A 20358-nucleotide genomic window follows, 5' to 3' on the forward strand; every position below is an offset into this window, starting at 1 on the left:
CCAAAGGCCGTCAGCTGCCGGTGCCGGTACGGCCCCAGTCCGGGCCCGTGCGGTCCCAGGCCTGGTCCCAGCGCGCGTACCGTCGGCGGACCAGGCGCCAGACGATCAGCCGGCGTATCCCCTCCACCAGGCCGACGGTCAGCATGCCAGCGCCGCAACCGGCCAGCACCGCATGGGTCGTGGCCGTCGTGGAGTCCAGGGGGCGCGTCACGGTGCGGCCGTGCCCGTCCGTCCACAGCGTGAAGTGGTCGCCGGGGTGGGGGGACCCCAGGCTCGTCGTGACCGGGCCGTGCTGCCGGGTGCCGTCCGGGGCCGTCCAGTCGGCGAGGACGCGGCTGCGCAGCTCCCGTCCCGTGGTGATCTCCGGGTCGGGATCCGGCCGGTTCAGTATCCGCACCACCGTGGCCGCCACCGGGTGCCGGGACTGGCGCTGCTCGAGCACGGACTGCTGAAGGGCGTCCTGGGCGAGGGAACCGGCGAGGGAGCCGAGCACGGGGGCCGCGACCAGGACGAGCAGCAGCGCCGCCAGGGCCACCCAGGCCTCGACGAGATCGGTCGTGCGCCGCAGCGGGTTGTGCCGCCAGCGCCAGAGTCCGCTGATCGCTCGCACGGATACCGCACCCCCCTTCCCCTCCGTGATAACCCCCGCCGGCACAGTTCGCCCCCTCGCCGGCCGAAGAGAGAGGGAAATCACCTCGGGCCGGGCATTCTCACGAACTCCTCACGAAAGCCCAACGACCTGTCCTCGCTCCGGGGTTCCCGCCCGTGGCCGGAAGTCATTCGAGAACGGTGACCGGGTCGCCGAGCCGGATGGTGCCGGTGGACTCGGGCACCAGGTTCTGGCCGAAGACCAGTTCGCCTCCGAAGCGGCGGTGGCGGCCGAGGGTGCGCAGCGGTTCCTTGCCGCGGGCGCCGGTGGCCTGGTCGGTGGTGGTCACCACGCACCGTCCGCACATCTTGGCGACCCGGAAGGGGACCTCCCCGATCGCGATGCGCGACCAGTCGTCCTCGGCCCAGGCGGGGGTGCCGGCCACCACGACGTTGGGCCGGAAGCGGTTCATCGGCAGCGGGCCCTCGCCGGCGTGATCCCCCTCGGCGATCAGGGAGTTGAGGGAGGCGAGGGAGGAGAGCGTGGTGAGCAGCAACGGGAAGGCGTCGGCGAAGCTCACCGTCTCGCCCGGCAGGGCGTAGGCCGGGTCGACGGGCCGGCGTGTGGCGGGATCGTCCAGGTGGACCAGGCGGACGTTGTTCCCGGTGAGTTCGCTGCACCAGGCGTGGGCGGCGTCGTCCGCCGGGACGGCCTCCACCTTCTCGCCGAAGATCTCCACGGTCACCGTGTCGCCCGGCGCGGGGACGGAGACCGTGATCGGGGCGTGTCCGGGTGCGGAAAGGCGGAGGCCGCCACCGGGCTTGGGTTCGGCGGCGGCCAACGCGAGGTGCGGCTGCTGGCGTTGCGTGACGACCTTTCCCCCGTCGTCGACCAGCGCCCAGCGCCGGTCCCCGTCCAGCCCCCAGGGCTGGACGGCGGCTTCCGCGAGCGGGACGGCTCGCAGTGCCTTGACCGGGTGGATGTGCAGCGCGTGCAGTTCCGCGTTCCCCATGGCCTCATCCTGCCAGGCGGCACGGACAGCCGGGGAGCGGACGGCCCTGGAGCGGATCAGTAACCGCGGTACTGCTGGTTGCCGTACGGGTCCTGGTAGGGAGCCGGGGCGGGCCGCGGGGTCGCGGGACGCATGGCCTCGTAACCGGTGCCGCTCGCCATCGGGCGTGGTGGCTGCGGCTGCTGAGGGCCGGGATACCCGCGTGGCGCGGAGGCCTGTTGCGGGATGTAGGGCGTGGGCGCCGGCTGCGGGGGGACGGGCTGCGGCGCCTGCGGGTAGCCGTAGGAGTGCTGGGACGGGGCCGCCGGGAGGGCGGGCAGCGCCGAAGGTAGCGCGGGCAGGTTGCTGCCGGTGCTCATCGGGCCGCCCGCGGTCAGGTGGCTGCCCGTGTCGTACGGCGCCGGAACACGGATGGGGGCGATCTGCGGGGTTCCTCGCTCGGCCACGAGCGAGTCGTAGATCGGGGTGTCCGGGAAGGAGGCGGAGTAGTAGCCGCCGCCATAACTGGAGCGGGGGGAGGTCATGGCCACAAGTAAAGCCCACGATGTGCTGGTTGGGGAGACCGATAAGAAGGTTGTTTTCCGTGTCGGCAGTGACGTGAGGTCCCCAATATGAGCGAACTTGGCTAAAAAGGGGCATCGAGTAAGGGTCGGGTGGTGTATAGGCCGACCTTCAGGCCGGGTTACCAGCGGTCGGCCAGGCGTGTTCCGGTGCTTCTCATGGGAGGTTCGGTGTCATCGGGCTTAGGTTGGTCGGGTAGCGAGCCGACGGACTGCCGGGGCCACGGCCTGTCCGACATGTGATGGGGGCGAAAGATGTCCATGCCGAAGGGGTCCAACACGCCGGTGCCCGCCACCGCCCTGCGCGTCGAGGTGGGCTGGCGCCCTGGTCCGGGCATCCCCGACGCGGACGTCTCGGCGCTGCTGCTGGTGGGCGGAAAGGTGCGTTCCGACGCGGACTTCGTCTTCTACAACCAGCCGGCCCACCCCTCCGGCGCGGTCCGGTACGAGGGCAAGGACACCCTCGGCGGCCAGGTGACCGACACCCTGCTCGTCGACCTCGCGCGCGTGGAGCCCTCGATCGAGAAGGTGGTGCTCGCCGCCTCCGCCGACGGCGGCACCTTCGGACAGGTGCCCGGGCTCTACATCGAGGTCCGGGACGCCGCTCGCGGCACGGTGGCCGCGCGGTTCGACAGCACCGGCGCGAGTGTCGAGACGGCCTTCGTACTCGGCGAGTTCTACCGCCGTCAGGGCGCCTGGAAGTTCCGGGCCGTCGGCCAGGGCTACGGCAGCGGACTCGAGGGCCTGGCCACGGACTTCGGCATCACCGTGGACGAACCGCAGCACACCCCGCCGCCCCCGGCGCCGGCCCCGCGGGCGTCCGGCATGGCGCCGCCGCCCGCGCCGGCCCCCTTCCCGGCCACGCCCCCGCCTCCGGTCGGACCGCCGGTTCCCCTCCCGCCGCCGGTCGCGCCCCCGGTCACCGCGCCGCCGTCCGGCGCACCCGCGTCGCCGTTCGGCAGACCCGCGCCCACCATGCCCGCGTCCGCCACGCCCGCCGCGGCCCCGGTGCGCCTGAGCAAGGTGACGCTCACCAAGGCGGCCCCCTCGGTGTCGCTGACCAAACAGGGCGGAACCGCGGGCGCCATGCGCGTGAACCTCAACTGGGAGGTGCGCAAACAGTTCTCCGGCTGGGGCAGCAAGCGCGGCCGTGCGGTGGCCATGCACAGAGACCTCGACCTCGACCTGTGCGCCCTCTACGAGCTGTCGGACGGCCGCAAGGGCGTCGTCCAGGCCCTCGGCAACGCCTTCGGCGCGCTGCACCGGCCGCCGTACATCCACCTCGACGGCGACGACCGCACCGGCGCCGTCGCCGACGGCGAGAATCTCACCATCAACCTCGACCACAGCGGCGACTTCCGCCGCATCCTCGTCTTCGTGACCATCTACGAAGGCGCCCGCTCCTTCGCCGACCTGCACGCCACGGTCACCCTCCAGCCGCAGCACGGCGCCCCCGTCGACTTCTCCCTCGACGAGTGCACGGTGCCCTCGACGGTGTGCGCACTCGCCCTGATCACCAACACCGGCGGCGACCTCGTGGTCCAGCGGGAGGCCCGCTACCTGGTGCCCGACCGCGGGGTGAGCCCGCAACGCACCATCGACCGCGCCTACGGCTGGGGCATGAACTGGACCCCCGGCCGCAAGTGAACGGTCACCCGCTCACCCTTCGTCGGGCACGGCGTCCGGACGCGTGTACGTGCGGCCCTTCCAGGCCGCACCGCGGCCCCGGTAGTGCTGCACCGCCGAGTCGACCGTCATCAGTAGATAGAGGAGAGCGGTGAACGGCAGCAGGGGAGCGAGCCACAGAGGCTGCCGGTAGTAGCGGAGCATCGGGACGTACGTCGCCGCCATCACCAGCCAGGCCGGACCACCGGCGAGCGCCGCCCCCGCGTCGCCCGCCGCCAGGCCCGCGGCCAGCGCCACCGGCGGCACCAGGTACACCAACGCCAGCCCGGCGACCGTGCCGAGCAGCAGCAGCGGGTTGTGGCGCAGCTGCGCGTAGGCGCTGCGCGAGACCATCCGCCACAGGTCGCGCAGCCGCGGATAGGGGCGCACGCTGTCCACCTGCTCGGCCAGCCCCAGCCAGATGTGGCCGCCGCCGGCCTTGACGGCCCGGGCGAGCGCCACGTCGTCGATCACCGCCTGCCGGATCGCGTCCGGGATCCGCGCCCGCTCGGCGGCCTCGGCGCGCAGCAGCACGCAGCCGCCCGCGGCCGCCGCCGTCCGCGCCCCCCGGCGGCCGATCCGGCGGAAGGGGTACAGCTGCGCGAAGAAGTAGACGAAGGCCGGTACGACGAGCCGTTCCCACCGGCTCTCGACGCGCAGCCGGGCCATCTGCGAGACGACGTCGAAGCCCCCGGTGCGTGCCGCCGCCACCAGATGGCGCAGGCTGTCCGGGGCATGGGCGATGTCGGCGTCCGTCAGCAGCAGGTAGGCGGGGCCACGCGCGTGTGCCAGGCCGATGCCGTGCCGTACCGCCCACAGCTTGCCCGTCCAGCCGGCGGGCGGCTCACCCGGTGAGGCGACGGTCAGGGGCAGCCCGCCGTGCCGCCGCGCCAGTTCGCGGGCCAGCTCCCCGGTGCCGTCGCGGCTGCCGTCGTCGATCAGGAAGACCTCCGCCCGGCCCGGATAGTCCTGGGCGAGCAGGGAGGGGAGGCTCTCCGGCAGGACGCCGGCCTCGTCCCGCGCGGGGACGACGACGCACACCGACGGCCAGTCGCCCGGGGCCGGGTCCTCGCGGGGCGGAAGTCTGACGTCCGTACGCCAGAAGAAACCCTGGCCGAGCAGCAGCCACAGCCAGGCGGCGAGTGATCCGACGGCACTCCACTCGATCACGCTCACCCGCGCAGTCTGCCCCACCCTGGCGGCCTGTTCGAGGGGATCGACTATCGTGGCCGGGTGAAGATCGCGCTCATGGACTCCGGGATCGGGCTGCTTGCGGCCACCGCCGCGGTACGGCGGCTGCGCCCCGACGCAGATCTCGTGCTCTCCCTGGACCCCGCGGGCATGCCGTGGGGTCCGCGCACGCCGGAGGACCTCACCGAGCGCGCCCTCGCCGTCGCCGAGGCCGCCGCCGCGTACCGCCCGGACGCCCTGATCGTCGGCTGCAACACCGCGACCGTGCACGCGCTCACCGCCCTGCGGGCCGCCCTGGAACCGGACCTGCCGGTCATCGGCACGGTGCCGGCGATCAAACCGGCCGCGGCCGGCGGCGGACCCGTCGCCATCTGGGCGACGCCCGCCACCACCGGCAGCCCCTACCAGCGGAACCTCATCCGCGACTTCGCCGACGGCGTGCCGGTCGCCGAGGTGCCCTGCTGGGGCCTCGCCGAGGCCGTGGAGCACGCGGACCAGACGGCGATCGACGAGGCCGTCGCCGCGGCCGCCGCGCTCACCCCCGCGGACGTGACGACCGTCGTCCTGGGCTGCACCCACTACGAACTGGTCGCCGACCGCATCCGGGCCGCGGTCCGGCACCCGGACGGCCCGCCGCCGGCCCTGCGCGGCTCGGCGGGCGCCGTCGCGGCCCAGGCGCTGCGCCGGATCGGCGCTCGGTCCGAACCGGAGTCCGCGGTCGAGGGCGGCGTGACCGTACTGCTGAACGGACGGGAGGGCGTCCTGCCCGCCCCGGCCCTGGCCTACGCGGAAGGCCGCCTCCTCCAGCAGGTCGCCCCCGCCCGCTGACCCGGGCCGGCCACCCGACGCGTCCCGTCCGGGGGCGGCCGCCCGGTCCCATCACCCTGTGCGACGCGCTACCCGCGCAGCGAAACCTGAGTAACCTCATGGGTATGAGGGACCACCCCCATCCCGAGAACAGTTCCCATCCCGAGGTGTGGACCGGACGGGCCACCAACCGGATGCAGTGGCTGCTGGCGCCGGCCGGCGCCGCCTGCATGGCACTGGGCATCGAGCTGGCCGTCGACTCCGCCTGGACCTCCGGCATCGCCCCGCTGGTGATGTCCGTCGTGGGCTGCATCGCGGCCGGGCTGCTGGTCCTCTTCGGCACCCTCGCCTTCGTGCACGTCGCCGTACGGGTCGACCACGAGTGCCTGGAGGTGCGCTGCGGGCACATCGGCCTGCCGCGCCGCCGCATCCCGCTCGCCCATGTCGCGGGCGCCGAGTTCGCTCCCCACGTCACCCCGCGCCAATGGGGCGGCTGGGGCTACCGGTGGCGGCCCGAGAAGGGCACCGCGGTCGTCGTACGCCGCGGCGAGGGCGTCGTACTGCGCCTGTGGGACGGCCATACGTTCACGATCACCATCGACAACGCCGAGACGGCGGTGCACGTGATCAGGGACCGGCTCCACCCGCCGGCCCGTGGCCGGGCCTGACCTGCCCGAGCGGCCTGGCCGGTCCCTCGAAGAGGACCGGCCGTACACTCCCGGAGTGACCGTCACCGCAACTTCCGTCGACGAGTCGGACCGGCTGCGACCGCAGGCCGCGCCCGCGCCCTGGAGGGCGAGGCTCCTCCGGCTCGTTCCCGCCGCCGCAGCAGCCCTGTCGGGCGTCCTCCTCTACTTCAGCTTCCCCCCGCGCCCCCTGTGGTGGCTGGCGCTGCCCGCCTTCGCGGTCTTCAGCGGGGTGCTGCGCCAACGCACCTGGAAGGCGGCCCTCGGTCTCGGCTACCTCTTCGGCCTCGGATTCCTGCTGCCGTTGCTGGTGTGGACCGGCGTGGAGGTCGGCCCCGGTCCGTGGCTGGCGCTCGTCGCCGTGGAGGCGGTCTTCGTCGCGCTGGTGGGCGCGGGTGTCGCGGCGGTGTCCCGGCTGCCCGTCTGGCCGCTGTGGGCGGCGGCCGTGTGGATCGCCGGCGAGGCGGTACGCGCACGCGTGCCGTTCCACGGCTTCCCCTGGGGCAAGATCGCCTTCGGGCAGGCCGACGGCGTGTTCCTGCCGCTGGCCGCGGTGGGCGGCACCCCGGTGCTGGGCTTCGCGGTCGCCCTGTGCGGCTTCGGCCTGTGCGAGGCCGTGCGCCTGGCGGTGCGGGGGCGGCGCGGAGGCGCGGTACGGCGTCCGGCCGCGGCGGCGGCCCTGCTGAGCGTCGCCGTCCCGGTGGCGGGCGCGTTGGCCGCCCGGCCCCTGGTGAGCGACAAGGCCGAGGACGGCACCGCGACCGTCGCCCTCGTCCAGGGCAACGTGCCCCGGGCGGGCCTGGGGTTCAACGCCCAGCGGCGTGCGGTCCTCGACTACCACGCGCGTGAGACGGAACGTCTGGCCCAGGCGGTGAAGGCGGGCAAGGCCGCCAGGCCGGACTTCGTGCTCTGGCCGGAGAACTCCTCCGACATCGACCCCTTCGTCAACCCCGACGCGCGCGCCGTCATCGGCATGGCCGCCAGGGCGGTCGGGGTGCCGGTCTCCGTCGGCGGTGTCGTGGAGCGGGACGGCGAACTGTTCAACGAGCAGATCCTCTGGGACCCGGCCAAGGGGCCCACCCAGACGTACGACAAACGGCAGATCCAGCCGTTCGGCGAGTACCTTCCGCTGCGCCCGCTGCTCGGGGCGATCAACAAGGACTGGACTTCGATGGTCCGGCAGGACTTCAGCCGGGGCGACAAGCCGGGCGTGTTCACCATCGACGGCACGAAGGTGGGCCTGGCCACCTGCTACGAGGCGGCCTTCGACTGGGCGGTGCGCGACACGGTCATATCCGGCGCGCAGATGATCTCCGTGCCGAGCAACAACGCGACCTTCGACCGCAGCGAGATGACCTACCAGCAGCTCGCCATGTCCCGGATCCGCGCGGTCGAGCACAGCCGTACCGTCACCGTCCCGGTGACCAGCGGCGTCAGCGCGATCATCATGCCCGACGGGCGGATCACGCAGAAGACCGGCATGTTCGTGCCCGGCTACCTGGTCCAGAAGGTGCCGCTGCGTTCGTCCGAGACGCCCGCCACCCGGCTGGGCACCCTGCCGGAGCTCGCCCTGGTACTGGTCGCGGCCGGCGGCCTGGGCTGGGCCGTCGGCGCCGGACTGCGCGGGCGGAGCGCCCGGAACGTGTAACCGTACGCCGGACGTACGCCCCCTGGATGCCCCGGACCGCGCCATGGTCCGGGGCACCCGGCCGTTAGGGTCGGCTCCATGGCAACTCCCGACTTCATCCGTACGATCAGGGCCTCGGCCGGCAGCCAGTTGCTGTGGCTGCCCGGGGTCACCGCCATCGTCTTCGACGACGACGGCAGAGTGCTGCTGGGCCGCCGCTCCGACACCGGCAAATGGTCGGTGATCGGTGGCATCCCGGAGCCGGGCGAGCAGCCGGCCGCCTGCGCCGTGCGGGAGGTCCACGAGGAGACCGCGGTGCACTGCGTCGCCGAGCGGGTGGTCCTGGTCCAGGCGCTGGAACCCGTCACCTATGGCAACGGCGACATCTGCCAGTACATGGACATCACCTTCCGCTGCCGTGCGGTGGGCGGCGAGGCACGGGTCAACGACGACGAGTCGCTGGAGGTGGGCTGGTTCGAGGTGGACGCGCTGCCCGAACTGAACGAGTTCGGCCTGTTCCGGATCAAGCAGGCCATGTTCGATGCACCCACGTGGTTCAACCCCACGGAATTGAGCTGAAGTATGGGCCGTGCCCATATGTAGCGCCTGGGGCGGCCTGCCTAGGGTCACCCCATGACCTCGCCCCTCCCCGCTCCGCACACCCCCTCGCTCGACCTCCGCGGCCGCACCGCGCTCGTCACCGGCGCCGCCGGCGGCATCGGCCGCGCCTGCGCGCTGCGGCTGGCCGCCGCCGGGGCGAGGGTCAGAGCCGTCGACCGGGACGCGCCGGGCCTGGACGCGCTCGCCGAGCGGGCGGGCGCGCTGGGCGGCTCCCTCGAACCGCTGGTGCTCGACCTCACCGACCTCGACGCCGCCGAGCGGGCGGCCGCGGGGACCGATGTGCTCGTCAACAACGCCGGGCTGCAACTGGTGCGTCCCATCGAGGAGTTCCCGCCCGAGGTCTTCCACACCGTGCTCACCGTGATGCTTGAGGCGCCCTTCCGGCTCATCCGCGGCGCCCTGCCGCACATGTACGACCGGCGGTGGGGCCGGATCGTCAACATCTCGTCCGTGCACGGCCTGCGCGCCTCCGCCTACAAGTCGGCCTACGTGGCCGCCAAGCACGGCCTGGAGGGGCTGTCCAAGACCACCGCCCTCGAAGGCGCCCCGCACGGCGTCACCTCCAACTGCGTCAACCCCGGCTATGTGCGCACACCCCTGGTCGAGGCGCAGCTCGCCGACCAGGCCCGGGCCCACGGCATCTCCGAGGAGCGCGTGCTGTCCGAGGTGCTGCTCAAGGACAGCGCGGTCAAACGGCTGCTCGAACCGGAGGAGGTCGCCGAGGCCGTGGCGTACCTGTGCGGCCCGCAGGCATCCTTCGTCACCGGTGCCTCGCTGGTCCTGGACGGCGGCTGGACCGCGCACTGACCGACCCCCGGTTCCTCGTCGCATCCGGGTTTTCCACAGGCTCCACGAGAGGACCGGGCGATGGGTGATCCTGTGGGCATGTCCAGCGATCACGTACAGTCCGCCCGGCGCCCCGCCGCCAGGACTCCGGCCGGCAGCGCCGAGACCCCCTTTCTCGAGCTGCTGGCCCGGGGCGCGCCCACCGCCGCCTACGAACAGCCGGTGCTGCTCGCCCGCGCCCAGGGTCGGCCGGCCGAGTGGATCGACGCGCTCGAACAAGCCAGACTGCTCGCCCTGCGCGTCCGCGCGGAACTGGAGGGCCGGCGGCGCCGCGAGGCGGAGCTGTCGGCACTGTTCGAGACCGCCCACGACCTGGCCGGGCTGCGCGACCTGGACGCGGTGCTCCAGGCCATCGTGCAGCGCGCCCGCTCGCTGCTCGGCACGGACGTCGCCTACCTCACCCTCAACGACCCCGCCCGCGGGGACACCTACATGCGCGTCACCGAGGGCTCGGTGGCCGCCGGCTTCCAGCAACTGCGCCTGGGCATGGGGGAGGGGCTGGGAGGCCTGGTCGCGCAGACGGCCCGCCCCTATGTCACCGACGACTACTTCGAGGACGCCCGCTTCCAGCACACCGGAACCATCGACGCGGGTGTGCGGGACGAGGGCCTGGTCGCGATCCTCGGCGTGCCGCTCATGCTCGGACCACAGGTGATCGGCGTACTGTTCGCGGCCGACCGGCGGGCCCGAGTCTTCGAACGGGAGCAGATCGCCCTGCTCGGCTCCTTCGCCGCCCTCGCCGCGGCGGCCATCGACAGCGCCAACCTGCTCACCGAGACCCGCTCGGCGCTCGCCGGCCTGGAGCGGGCCAACGAGATCATCCGCGACCGCAGCGGTGTCATCGAGCGCGCCTCGGACGTCCACGACCGGCTCGCCGAACTCGTCCTGCGCGGCGGCGGAGTGCACGACGTCGCCGCCGCCGTCTCCCAAGTGCTCGACGGAGCCGTCGAGTTCACCGAGGCCGCCACCGCACCCGCCGACGCATTGGAGGCCTCCCGGGCCGAGGGACACGCGGTGCCGTACGGCTCGGACTGGATCGCCGCCGTCACCGCGGGCGGTGAACTGCTCGGCGCGCTCGTGCTGCGCGGCCACCCCGGCCTCGACCCCGTCGACCAGCGCACGCTGGAGCGAGCCGCGATGGTCACCTCGCTGCTGCTGCTCGCCAGACGGTCCGCCGCCGAGGCCGAACAGCGCGTCCGCGGCGAGCTCCTGGACGACCTCCTGGACGCCCGCGACCGCGATCCCCGCCTGCTGCGCGAGCGTGCCGCCCGGCTGCACGCCGACCTCGACGCCACGCACGTCGTGCTCGCCGCCCGCCTCGAGGCCCCGTCCGCCGACGCCGAGCAGGAGGCCGCCGCCCGCCACCGCCTGTGGTCGGCGGCCTTTCACCTGGCCGCCACCCGGCACGGACTGGCCGCCGCCCGCGACGGCGGCACGGTCCTGCTGCTGCCGCTGCGCCGTGGGGACAGCGCCACGCAACTGGCCCGCAGAACCGCCCGTCACCTCGGCACCGGGGTGCACGAGGCGGTCACCGTGGGCGCCTCCGCCCCCGTCGAGAACCTGGCCGCCCACCCCGAGACCGTCGCCGCCGCCTACGAGGAGGCGCGGCGCTGCCTCGACGCCCTGCGGCTGCTCGGCCGCACCGGCGACGGCGCCGCCGCCCAGGACTTCGGCTTCCTCGGCCTGCTGCTGGCCGGTGACCGGGACATCGCCGGCTTCGTCGACCGCACCGTCGGCCCGGTCGCCGCCTACGACGAGCGGCGCGGCACGGAGCTCACACGCACCCTGGAGGCGTACTTCGCCTGCGGCATGAGCCCGGCCCGCACCAAGGACACACTGCACGTCCATGTGAACACCGTCGCCCAGAGACTGGAGCGCGTCGGCCGGCTGCTCGGCCAGGACTGGCAGACTCCGGCCCGCGCCCTGGAGATCCAACTCGCCCTGCGCCTGCACCGCTTGTCGGCACCGGCGCAGAGCTGACCCCCGTACGCGAGCGGGCGTACGGGGGCCGGCCGGACCGGGGGACCGGGAGGGGTTCAGAGGGTACGCGCGCCGGCGGCGCGGGCGGCCGTGGGCCCGGCGCCCGCGGACGCCTCGACGTCGGCCAGGTCGCGGTGCCGGGTCTCCTTGGCCACTCCCACCGCGATCAGCGTCAACACGGCCGCCGCGATCACGTACAACGCGATCGGGGTGGAGCTGCCGTAGGCGGACAACAGGGCGGTGGCGATCAGCGGGGCGGGCGCGCCCGCGGCGACGGAGGCGAACTGGGCGCCGATGGAGGCGCCGGAGTAGCGCATGCGGGTCGCGAACATCTCGGCGAAGAAGGCCGCCTGCGGGGCGTACATGGCCCCGTGCAGTACCAGGCCCACGGTCACCGCGAGGATGAGGTAGCCGAAGCCGCCGGTGTCGGTGAGCCAGAAGAACGGGAACATCCACAGGCCGATCCCGGCGGCACCCAGCAGGTACACCGGGCGGCGCCCGATCCGGTCCGACAGGGCACCCCAGGCCGGGATGACCGCGAAGTGCACCGCGGACGCGATCAGCACGGCGTTGAGCGCGGTCTGCTTGGAGACGCCGGCGGAGGTGGTGGCGTAGACGAGGATGAACGCGGTGATGACGTAGTAACTGATGTTCTCCGCCATCCGCGCCCCCATCGCGACCAGCACATCACGCCAGTGATGCCGCAGTACGGACACCAGCGGCAGCCCCTCGGTCCGGTCCTCGGCCGCCCGCGCCGCCTTGCGGGTCTCCGCCTGCGCCAACGCCTGCTGGAACACGGGCGATTCGTCGACGGAGAGACGAATCCACAAACCGACGACGACAAGTACACCGGAGAGCAGGAACGGAATGCGCCAGCCCCAACTGCCGAAGGCGCTGTCGGAGAGCACGGCGGTCAGCAGCGAGAGCACACCGGTGGCGAGCAACTGCCCCGCGGGCGCCCCGGTCTGCGGCCAGGAGGCCCAGAACCCGCGCCGCCGCGCGTCCCCGTGCTCGGACACCAGCAGCACGGCCCCGCCCCACTCACCGCCCAGCGCGAAGCCCTGGACCAGACGCAGCACGGTGAGCAGTACCGGAGCCGCGCTGCCCACCGTCGCATGGGTGGGCAGCAACCCGATCGCGAAGGTGGCCCCGCCCATCATGAGCAGGCTCAGCACCAGCAGCTTCTTGCGCCCCAGCCGGTCACCGTAGTGCCCGAACACCAGCGCGCCCAGCGGCCGCGCGGCGAACCCGACCGCATACGTCAGGAACGACAGCAGCGTCCCCACCAGCGGATCCGAGTCCGGGAAGAACAGCTTGTTGAACACGAGCGCGGCAGCCGAGCCGTACAGGAAGAAGTCGTACCACTCGATGGTGGTGCCGATGAGACTGGCGGCGACGATGCGGCGGAGGTTCGCCGGGGGTGGGGGAGAGGTGGTCGGGGAGGCCATGTGCGCCACTTCCTCGTCTGCGGTGGGGACGGGTACGTGTCGGCACACGGTAGGAACATGCAGGTCAGGCGCACATGTGGCGAGCCAACATAGTCTGGCGGCTGGCTATGCGTGCGGCCACCATGACTGCCCGTGGAGCGGTGGTTCAGGGGCCCGAAAAGGGACGAACGAGGTCTGTCCGGGAAGCGCGGTTAGGGGTGATTTGGCGACGCCGTGCTGACTCCGGTGCTGACTAAAAGCCCACGTCATCACCCGTCTTCAGCTCTCCCGTGCTGACTTGGTGCTGACTACGCTCCGTTGAACTCGGACATCTGGGGGCTGAGCGGCCCTGAAGGTGACCGGGTTGACTAAGCCCAGCCTTGCTCTTCAGTTTCTGTGTGTTGGGCAAGGCGCTGCGCTGGATGCGGTGCACGTCCGTCCCAGCAGATTTCTTCGTCTGCTGGTGGTACGGGCGTCACGCGTCGCTGACCTGTGTAAGCGTGGCCACGTGCGGCGCGTTGGAGCCGTCGGCCCGGGAATGGTCCGGATCTTGTCCTCGGCGAGACGAGCCTGGTCATCTTTTGCCGCCGCACCCCTCAGCTCGAGGACACCTCCAAGCGGATGTGTTGGCCCGCCCCGTCTACGGCGAGGTGGGCAAGTGCGGGGAGCGGAGCACGAGCAGGGTGATCTCGCTGGGGGCGAAGACACGGAACGGCGGGCCCCAGAAGCCGGTGCCGCGGCTGGTGTAGAGGAGGGTGCGGGTGCCGTGGTGGCTGAGGCCGGCGAGGGCGGGCTGGTCGATGCGGACCAGGTGGTGGAAGGGCCAGACCTGGCCGCCGTGGGTGTGGCCGGAGAGTTGGAGGTCGATGCCGGCGGCTGCCGCCCGGTCGACGAACTTGGGCTGGTGTGCCAGGAGCAGGACGGGAAGGTCGGGGTCGGTGCCGTTCAAGGCTCCGGCGAGGTGGGCGCGGTGGCCTGCCAGGCCGGAGGACTCGGCGGTAACGTCGTCCACGCCGGCGACCACGAGGGTGTCGCCGCCGCGTTCGAGCAGCAGATGGCGGTTGCGCAGCGGCTCCCAGCCCAGCTCGTCCATCAGGTCGACCCAGCCCTGGGCCTCGCTGTAGTACTCGTGGTTGCCGGTGACGTACACACGGGCCCGGGTGGCCTGCACGGTGCCGAGTGGGACGGCTTGGGCGCGGCGGCGTTCGGCCGTGCCGTCCGCGATGTCGCCGGTGTGGCAGACCAGGTCGGCTTCCAAAGTGTTCACCGTCTCGCACACCCGTGCCGACCAGCGAGCGCGATCGAGTGGGCCGTAGTGGGTGTCGGTGATGAGGACGACGCGGATGCCGTCCAACCCGGCACCCAGTCGGGGAAGTTGCACGTCCAATCGGCGCACGCGTGGCACGCGGCGGGCCTCGGCGTACCCCCAGGCGAGCAGCACGGCGGTTACGCCGAGGACGGCCCAAGTGACGATTCGGGCCCGGTCCTGATTCTCGCCGACGCCGGCCACGGTCAGGGCGAGCCGCAAGAGGACCCCCACCAGAACGGACCAGGTGAACAGAACCCAGCTGGTGCCCAGCAGGGTGTCACCGATGATCGCCGCCCGGTCCTGCTGGCGCCGGCCGTGGCCGTGCACCATCGCGAGCGGCATACCGATGAGACCGAGGGCGAACAGGGCGGTGCCGACCAGCGTGACGGGCAGCGGCCAGTGCTGGCCGGTGTGCAGGAGCACCCAGCAGGGCACGGCCCACAGCAGGACGGGGGCGATCAGGGGGATGTAGCGCATCAGGCGGTGCAGTCGGCTCTGCCGCGGCGCTTGCGCTTCACCCTCGGCGGGCCGGGTGTTGCTGGTGTCGGTCACGCTTCCCCTCCCTGACCAGGCTGCCGTCTCGCGCACTGTATCCGGTCGCCTTCGGGCCGGCCGGACCGGCGTTCATGGGCGCGGCCCCTTGGGGCGAAGGGTTCTCTGCGGGATGGCAAGACTCCGCCGCAGACTGCTCCCTCGGCATGAGCCGCAATCAGGGTGCTACTGCCCCGGCTTGGTACTGCCGCCAGTGGAGCGCGCGCGGGGTGATCACGTCTCGTTCGCCTGTCGAGTGGGCCCTGTCATTGGCCAGGATGAGCCTGCGTCCACCTTGTTCACGGCAGGTCTTGCACATCCCGATGAACCCCTCTTCGGCCGCAAGCTGGCGGCGACGGCTGCCGCGACCAGGCCCGCGGCGGCCGTCGCCGCGCCCACCCACATCCACAGACGATCCGGGGAGGGGACACTTGCGCGGTCCACCGCCATACCGACGACGGCAGAGCGGGCGATGGTTCCGCTGTTCTCGTAGAGGTGGGCGCGTGAGTCCGCGGCAGCCACCCGGTGGTCGCCGAGGAGGAAGAGCCGGCCCTCGGGGACGGTGACCTCCGCGGGAGGGGTGAAATAGGGGCCGCTCTCGAAGAGGTACGGCTCCCGCAAGGTCTTGCCGTTGCCGGTTCCTCCCAGTGTGCTCTTCCGGAGCGTTCGAGCGCTCCCGCATGCCCGTGGAGGGGTGAACCGCCTCATCTTCGGGGTGCTGCTGCGTCGTATTCACCGCTCTTCAACTCCCTTTCCACGTAAGTATCGTTGCCCGGTACAGGGACTCGTGTTCCACTGAATGTTTTCTGGCACATCGGTCACCGGTGATCCGTTACCGGGCGGGAGAGTTCTCCATGGGGGGTCCGTGTGTGAAGACCTGGGGTTCGAAACACTCCTCGATGAGAAGGGCTTCTTCGCGCGCTTGCTCGGGCCGTCGGCGTCGGGCGGCAGCCGCAAGCTGCTGTACGGCCCCGACCTTCCCGTAGTGCTGCTCACCGGTGGCCCGGGCATGGGCAAGGGGCGGCTGCTGCGCGCGGTGCGGGACCGTTTCGCCGCCGACGTGCCGGTGATCTACCTGGACTGCGATTCGCCGGAGTACGCGCACCGGGCGCAGTCGGAGCCGGACGCCCGCTCGGCCGCGACCGAGGCCCTGTTCGGGGTCGCCTGGCGGCTGTGCACCTGGCACGGTACGGGTGGCTCATTCGCCTTCCCCCGTCTCTTCACGGGCCTCGCGATGATCGCGACCGGCGTCACGGACGGTACCCCCCAAGCGGCCGCGACGGAGATCGAACGGTACGAGGTGCTGGCTCAGCGGCAGCGATTCGGCGGCCTGGGAACCGGTGACTTCTGGCGGGGCGTGCTCCGCGGAGCCATCCGGAACCTGCTGACGACCCTGTCCGGGCAGACGCTCGACCCGTATTCGGCCTCGGTGAGCACCGCGCTGCTGGACGCCCTCCTCTCGAACATGGCACCCCGGGGCCGGACGGAGGTGGCGCGGATCTACGGCGCGTATCCCGGCACGGGCGACCAGCCCGAACACGGACTGCTCAACCTCGCCGCCGACTTCCAGGCCGGCGGCGAGGCACGGGAGTTGGCGGAGAACTTCCTCTTCCGGGTGCTACGCGAGGACCTCGAGGCCGCGTACGCGTCGACGTCCGGCTGGCTGCGCCGGGTCGGTCGCCCGGGGCTGCTGCTGGACCACGCCGAGTCGCCGCTGGGGGAGCAGCTGTTGCGGGCCGTGCTCACCGACCGCCGGAGCGGGCAGCGCGACCGCGTGGTGATCGTGGGTACGGCGCGCCGGGCGGACGGCGGCGCCTTGCTGTACGGAGGGCTGCCGCCGCAGGAGGTTTCGGCCCCGGCGCAGTTTCGGCCCGCCGACGGCGTACCGCCCCGGTGGAAACGACGCACGGAAGCGGACGCAGACCGGGCGCCGCTGGCCGATGGGGTGCTCCTGCTGCGTATGCCCTTCCTCACCGGCGACGAACTCCGCGGGGAGATCGGACGCAGACAGCGGCGCGCCGATCCGGAGGGCGGCACGAACCGCCGCCGTATCGACGCGGCCGTGGGCCGACTGAGCGGCGGGCGACCGCACACGGTGATCCGGATCGCTGCCGCTGCCGCCGCCTTCCAGATGCCGGCGGATGCCAATGACCGCGCCATCCTGGCTGCCCCGCTGCGGCTGGGCGACGGCATCCAGCAGCGGCCGGTCGCGGACGTACTGCTGCAGGAGCTGATACAGGAGCAGTTGCCGGTGCGGCTGCCGCCCGAGCACCACGACCAGTGGCTCGATCTGCTCACCCATCTGTCGGTCGCGCACGACGAGGAGTGCGCGGACGTACTGCTCCGTCATCACCAGGCGGGCCAAGTCCACCGGTTGACGGCACATCAAGTTGCGCAGCTGCTCACCGACACAGGATGGCCCGGCTGCGAACGGCACTTCATTGGGGACTTCGGGCTGCGCCAGTTGCTGGTGTACCGGTTGTACCGGCTGCTTCCCGATGGCGCCGCCTGGTACGCCGACCACCACCTGCTCCGCGACCACTACACCGGACGCGCAGCGGACGAGGAGGCGCCGAGCGGCGGGGCGTTCCGGTCGGCCATGACGCACCGGATGAACCACCACCTGGTGTCCGGCGGCGTGGACGACGTGGTCCGCCACCTGGCCGCCACGCTGCCCGGCCGTCCCAGGGAGTGGTGCGCAGAGCTGCTTGAGATCGCCCAAGCACCGTATCCGGGCAGAGCTGACACCCGCCGGGACCGTGCCCGGGGCCTGGTGGAGGTGGACGGACCGGCGCTGCGCCGCACGGTCGACGAACTGCTGCACGCAGTGTGGCTGTGCGAGGAGCGGACCAGGACGACCGGAAAGGAGACGGCCCGCACGCTGGCCAAGCTGCTGGAGCGTCTCACGACGATGGATTTCGACGGCGCCGGGCAACTCGGCAGGACGGCCACCGAGTGGAGCGGCCTGGCGGAGAACGAGCAGCCGTTGCTGCGCTGCGCCTGCACCGAACAGCTCGGGCGAAGGAGGTAACGGGGATGCCCAGGTGGAAGAAGATCCTCTACACAGTGCTGACCGTGGCGGTGGCCGTGACAGGGGGATGGTACGGCTGGACCGTCCTCCACAGGCCGGACACCTGCCACGAGGGGATCGAGCGGATCGGCGGCGAGTGCATCGGCGTCAACGGTGACGGCTACGACTTCGACACACCGGAGATCCGCGACGTGGCCCGGGCCATCGCCCGGGAGAACAGGAGCATCCAGGGCCAGCCCCATGTGACGGTGGCGATGATGCTGCCGCTCCAGTCCGACATGGCGGCACTGCGACGGCAGATGCGCAGCGACCTCCAAGGGGCGTATCTGGGCCAGCTGCAAGCCAACGAGGGCGAGGGGGAACCCCCGAAGATCCGGCTCGTACTGGCCAACCCCGGGCGAAACTACCAGCACCAGTCGACGGTCGTGGACACCCTGCTGCGCATGGCCGCCTCCCCCAAAGACCGGCTGCGCGCCGTCACCGGCTTCAACCTCAGCCTCGACGCCACCGAGGACGCCGTCAAACGACTGACGGACCACAAGGTCCCGGTACTCGCCTCCCGGATCAGCGGAGACCAGATCGCCAACGAGGACGCGGCCGACGGGATGGCGAAGCCGACATTCCCCGGCCTGGCCCGGATCCTCCCCACCAACTACGACGCGGCCCAGGCGCTGGCCAACTTCAACGGCGAACGCGGCCAGGAGAACAGCAAGACGGTGCTGGTCTACGACACTCGACCGGACAGCTACAACGAGTCGCTGGCGAAGGCGTTCAGCGGGATCGACGAGAAGGGCCCGGCCGGTCCCGCCGCGATGCCCTTCGAATCCCCGGCGATCGACGAAGCGGGCTCGACCGGAAACCAGTTCACTCAGATCGCCAACAACATCTGCGACTCCGACGCCGACATCGTCTACTTCGCCGGACGCACCCTGCACCTGCGGATCTTCGCGCTCAAGCTCGCCGAGGTGGGCTGCAAGAACCGGCACTACACCATCATCAGCGGCTCCGACGCCGCCTCACTGCGGCAGGACATGACGACCAAGGACTGGACACAGCTGCGCGGCACGGGCGGGCAGGCGAAGGTGACGGTGGAGTACGCCGCCCCCGCGCACCCGGACGCCTGGAGCACCGAACTCGCCGCCTGGCACCAGAAGTGGAGCGCGACCCACAAGGGTCGGCCCACCGCGGACGAACTCCCCCAGTACCTCACCGAACCCAAGGCGGCCCTGGACAACCTGAACAAGCTGATCGACACCACGCGCCGCAAGGGGACGAATCTCGGCGCCACCCCGAACCTGGAGGACTCCCGGACCATGCTCGTTTACGACGGCCTGGTCACCATCGGCACCGCCCTGCACCACGTGCAGAGCGGCGACGCCGCTACGGTGCCCGGCTTGGAGGACGTCGGCAGGGAGTGGGCGCAACTCCAGTCCCGCCACCGAGTGCAGGGCACGAGCGGCCTGATCTGCCTGACCAGCGTCGGCAACCCGTACGACAAACCGGTCGCCGTGGTCGAACTGGATCCGGGCCGGCAGGGACAGGGCAAACTCAGGTTCGTCGGCCTCGGCTGGCCTACCGGCCGGGAACAGCCGAAGAACTGCGTGATCCCCAGCCGCGCCCCGTGACCAACCTGGCGCTCGGGGAGAGTCCTCTCGGCGGAGCACCGCCGCGAGGGCTGGCGCAGCGACCGAGAGGCAGGTCATTTATTGAGGGACCGCACCTTCCTGGTTCCCCTCGTCGGCAGCGGCTGGTCAACCTGCGTGCTGTCAGCAACTCGGTCACTGCAGATGCGCCACCGAGGCGATGCCAACGACGGACAGGCGATCCAGCGTGGTGATCGCGCAGGAGGGGACACTGTGTTGCATCAGCTCGTTCGGTACCGCGCGGTCGCCGATCAAGGTGCGCAGCAGATCCACGGTGACCCCGCCATGCGTCACCAGAGCGATAGAGCCAGGGCCTTCGGTCAAGTCGGTCAAGCACGCGCGCAGGCGTTCGGCGGCAGCGCGGGAGGAATCACCGCAGGCAGGTACGAGATCCCGATGCTCCGTTGCGGCGGCCCAGTCCTTCAGGAAGTCTTCCATGGGCTGGGATCCGTCCCAGTTCATCCGCTCGCGGAGCCGAGCGTCTTGCTGAACACGCAGGCCGGTCGGCGCGGCAATGATCCGTGCCGTCTGAAGAGCGCGCCGCAGGGGGCTGCTGAACATCGCGCGCAGGCCGAGCTGTCGCAGCCACTCAGCTGTTCTCGCAGCCTGGCGTCGTCCCAAATTGGTCAGGCCCGGATCACCGGGCTGAGGCTCCTTCTCCGCGTGCTGCACCAGATAGAAGATGGTCACGCCCGGAAGGGTGACGGATCAAAGCGATGTCGGCCACCGGATATCCACCAGGGGCCTTGCTCAGGCTGTCCTGTCCTCAGACGGCGTTAAGTCCGTTTCTTAATTTGCAGAGTGTTCTCTGCAGAGAATCCTATGCAGAGAAG

17 protein-coding genes are annotated in these 20358 nt (G+C 71.7%); 9 read left to right on the forward strand and 8 right to left on the reverse strand.

Annotation, left to right across the window (positions count from 1 at the left end; all coding sequences use genetic code 11):
• Window positions 1-10: 10 nt before the first annotated feature.
• The 3 genes from ACWEK3_RS09810 to ACWEK3_RS09820 form a co-directional block, all read right to left on the reverse strand.
• Window positions 11-610: an Rv1733c family protein gene (locus tag ACWEK3_RS09810; protein WP_453249421.1), complete on the reverse strand. Its 600-nt coding sequence runs from the start codon at window positions 608-610 to the stop codon at window positions 11-13.
• A 166-nt stretch (window positions 611-776) separates the two neighbouring features.
• The gene (locus tag ACWEK3_RS09815; protein ID WP_453249422.1) at window positions 777-1601 is read right to left on the reverse strand and encodes an MOSC domain-containing protein; all 825 of its coding nucleotides are present in this window, start codon (window positions 1599-1601) and stop codon (window positions 777-779) included.
• A 56-nt stretch (window positions 1602-1657) separates the two neighbouring features.
• The gene (locus ACWEK3_RS09820) at window positions 1658-2125 is read right to left on the reverse strand and encodes a DUF6643 family protein (RefSeq protein WP_361420765.1); all 468 of its coding nucleotides are present in this window, start codon (window positions 2123-2125) and stop codon (window positions 1658-1660) included.
• 297 nt (window positions 2126-2422) lie between these two features.
• Between ACWEK3_RS09820 and ACWEK3_RS09825 the strand changes: the two genes are divergently transcribed.
• Complete coding sequence (locus tag ACWEK3_RS09825; protein WP_453249459.1) at window positions 2423-3808, forward strand: TerD family protein; 1386 nt, start codon at window positions 2423-2425, stop codon at window positions 3806-3808.
• A 12-nt stretch (window positions 3809-3820) separates the two neighbouring features.
• Here the strand turns inward: ACWEK3_RS09825 and ACWEK3_RS09830 are convergent, their stop codons facing one another.
• Entirely contained in the window at window positions 3821-5020 is a 1200-nt protein-coding gene (locus tag ACWEK3_RS09830) for a glycosyltransferase (RefSeq protein ID WP_453249423.1), read from the reverse strand.
• Window positions 5021-5059: 39 nt separating this feature from the next.
• On the opposite strand from ACWEK3_RS09830, the gene ACWEK3_RS09835 reads away from it, so the two are divergent.
• The 6 genes from ACWEK3_RS09835 to ACWEK3_RS09860 all read left to right on the forward strand — a co-directional run bounded on the left by ACWEK3_RS09835 (window position 5060) and on the right by ACWEK3_RS09860 (window position 11584).
• Window positions 5060-5845 carry a glutamate racemase gene (locus tag ACWEK3_RS09835; RefSeq protein WP_453249424.1) on the forward strand — a complete coding sequence of 262 codons (786 nt, stop codon included), beginning with the start codon at window positions 5060-5062 and terminating at the stop codon, window positions 5843-5845.
• A 104-nt stretch (window positions 5846-5949) separates the two neighbouring features.
• Entirely contained in the window at window positions 5950-6492 is a 543-nt protein-coding gene (locus ACWEK3_RS09840; protein WP_376404107.1) for a hypothetical protein, read from the forward strand.
• Between the two features lie 55 nt (window positions 6493-6547).
• On the forward strand, window positions 6548-8158 hold the full coding sequence (gene lnt / locus ACWEK3_RS09845) for an apolipoprotein N-acyltransferase (RefSeq protein WP_453249425.1): 1611 nt from the start codon (window positions 6548-6550) through the stop codon (window positions 8156-8158).
• Window positions 8159-8236: 78 nt separating this feature from the next.
• Window positions 8237-8716 (forward strand): NUDIX hydrolase, encoded by a 480-nt coding sequence (locus ACWEK3_RS09850; RefSeq protein ID WP_376404104.1) that lies wholly within the window; start codon window positions 8237-8239, stop codon window positions 8714-8716.
• A 54-nt stretch (window positions 8717-8770) separates the two neighbouring features.
• A complete protein-coding gene (locus tag ACWEK3_RS09855; protein WP_453249426.1) occupies window positions 8771-9565 on the forward strand; it encodes a 3-hydroxybutyrate dehydrogenase in 795 nt (264 codons plus the stop codon).
• Between the two features lie 78 nt (window positions 9566-9643).
• Window positions 9644-11584, forward strand: coding sequence for a helix-turn-helix domain-containing protein (locus tag ACWEK3_RS09860; protein WP_453249427.1), 1941 nt, complete (start codon window positions 9644-9646; stop codon window positions 11582-11584).
• Window positions 11585-11640: 56 nt separating this feature from the next.
• On the opposite strand, the gene ACWEK3_RS09865 is transcribed toward ACWEK3_RS09860, so the two are convergent.
• From ACWEK3_RS09865 to ACWEK3_RS09875, 3 genes are all read right to left on the reverse strand, one after another.
• The gene (locus ACWEK3_RS09865; RefSeq protein ID WP_450538312.1) at window positions 11641-13032 is read right to left on the reverse strand and encodes an MFS transporter; all 1392 of its coding nucleotides are present in this window, start codon (window positions 13030-13032) and stop codon (window positions 11641-11643) included.
• Window positions 13033-13651: 619 nt separating this feature from the next.
• A complete protein-coding gene (locus ACWEK3_RS09870; protein WP_450538310.1) occupies window positions 13652-14872 on the reverse strand; it encodes a metallophosphoesterase in 1221 nt (406 codons plus the stop codon).
• A 213-nt stretch (window positions 14873-15085) separates the two neighbouring features.
• A complete protein-coding gene (locus ACWEK3_RS09875) occupies window positions 15086-15559 on the reverse strand; it encodes a S26 family signal peptidase (protein ID WP_450538308.1) in 474 nt (157 codons plus the stop codon).
• A 157-nt stretch (window positions 15560-15716) separates the two neighbouring features.
• Here ACWEK3_RS09875 and ACWEK3_RS09880 point away from each other — a divergent pair, with 157 nt between their 5' ends.
• Window positions 15717-17882, forward strand: a complete 2166-nt coding sequence (locus ACWEK3_RS09880) for a hypothetical protein (protein ID WP_453249428.1) — start codon at window positions 15717-15719, stop codon at window positions 17880-17882.
• A gap of 5 nt (window positions 17883-17887) precedes the next feature.
• A complete protein-coding gene (locus ACWEK3_RS09885) occupies window positions 17888-19507 on the forward strand; it encodes an ABC transporter substrate-binding protein (protein WP_453249429.1) in 1620 nt (539 codons plus the stop codon).
• Between the two features lie 153 nt (window positions 19508-19660).
• Here the strand turns inward: ACWEK3_RS09885 and ACWEK3_RS09890 are convergent, their stop codons facing one another.
• Complete coding sequence (locus tag ACWEK3_RS09890; RefSeq protein WP_450538304.1) at window positions 19661-20215, reverse strand: histidine phosphatase family protein; 555 nt, start codon at window positions 20213-20215, stop codon at window positions 19661-19663.
• Window positions 20216-20358 lie beyond the last annotated feature (143 nt).

Source organism: Streptomyces sp. NPDC004721, from assembly GCF_053601495.1.

Bases quoted from the DNA above. Each gene is read 5' to 3' on its own strand.
- ACWEK3_RS09860 (WP_453249427.1), top strand. From the start codon at position 9,644: ATGTCCAGCGATCACGTACAGTCCGCCCGGCGCCCCGCCGCCAGGACT.
- ACWEK3_RS09865 (WP_450538312.1), bottom strand. From the start codon at position 13,032: ATGGCCTCCCCGACCACCTCTCCCCCACCCCCGGCGAACCTCCGCCGC.
- ACWEK3_RS09825 (WP_453249459.1), top strand. From the start codon at position 2,423: ATGCCGAAGGGGTCCAACACGCCGGTGCCCGCCACCGCCCTGCGCGTC.
- ACWEK3_RS09820 (WP_361420765.1), bottom strand. From the start codon at position 2,125: ATGACCTCCCCCCGCTCCAGTTATGGCGGCGGCTACTACTCCGCCTCC.
- ACWEK3_RS09855 (WP_453249426.1), top strand. From the start codon at position 8,771: ATGACCTCGCCCCTCCCCGCTCCGCACACCCCCTCGCTCGACCTCCGC.
- ACWEK3_RS09840 (WP_376404107.1), top strand. From the start codon at position 5,950: ATGAGGGACCACCCCCATCCCGAGAACAGTTCCCATCCCGAGGTGTGG.
- ACWEK3_RS09875 (WP_450538308.1), bottom strand. From the start codon at position 15,559: ATGAGGCGGTTCACCCCTCCACGGGCATGCGGGAGCGCTCGAACGCTC.
- ACWEK3_RS09815 (WP_453249422.1), bottom strand. From the start codon at position 1,601: ATGGGGAACGCGGAACTGCACGCGCTGCACATCCACCCGGTCAAGGCA.
- ACWEK3_RS09885 (WP_453249429.1), top strand. From the start codon at position 17,888: ATGCCCAGGTGGAAGAAGATCCTCTACACAGTGCTGACCGTGGCGGTG.
- ACWEK3_RS09850 (WP_376404104.1), top strand. From the start codon at position 8,237: ATGGCAACTCCCGACTTCATCCGTACGATCAGGGCCTCGGCCGGCAGC.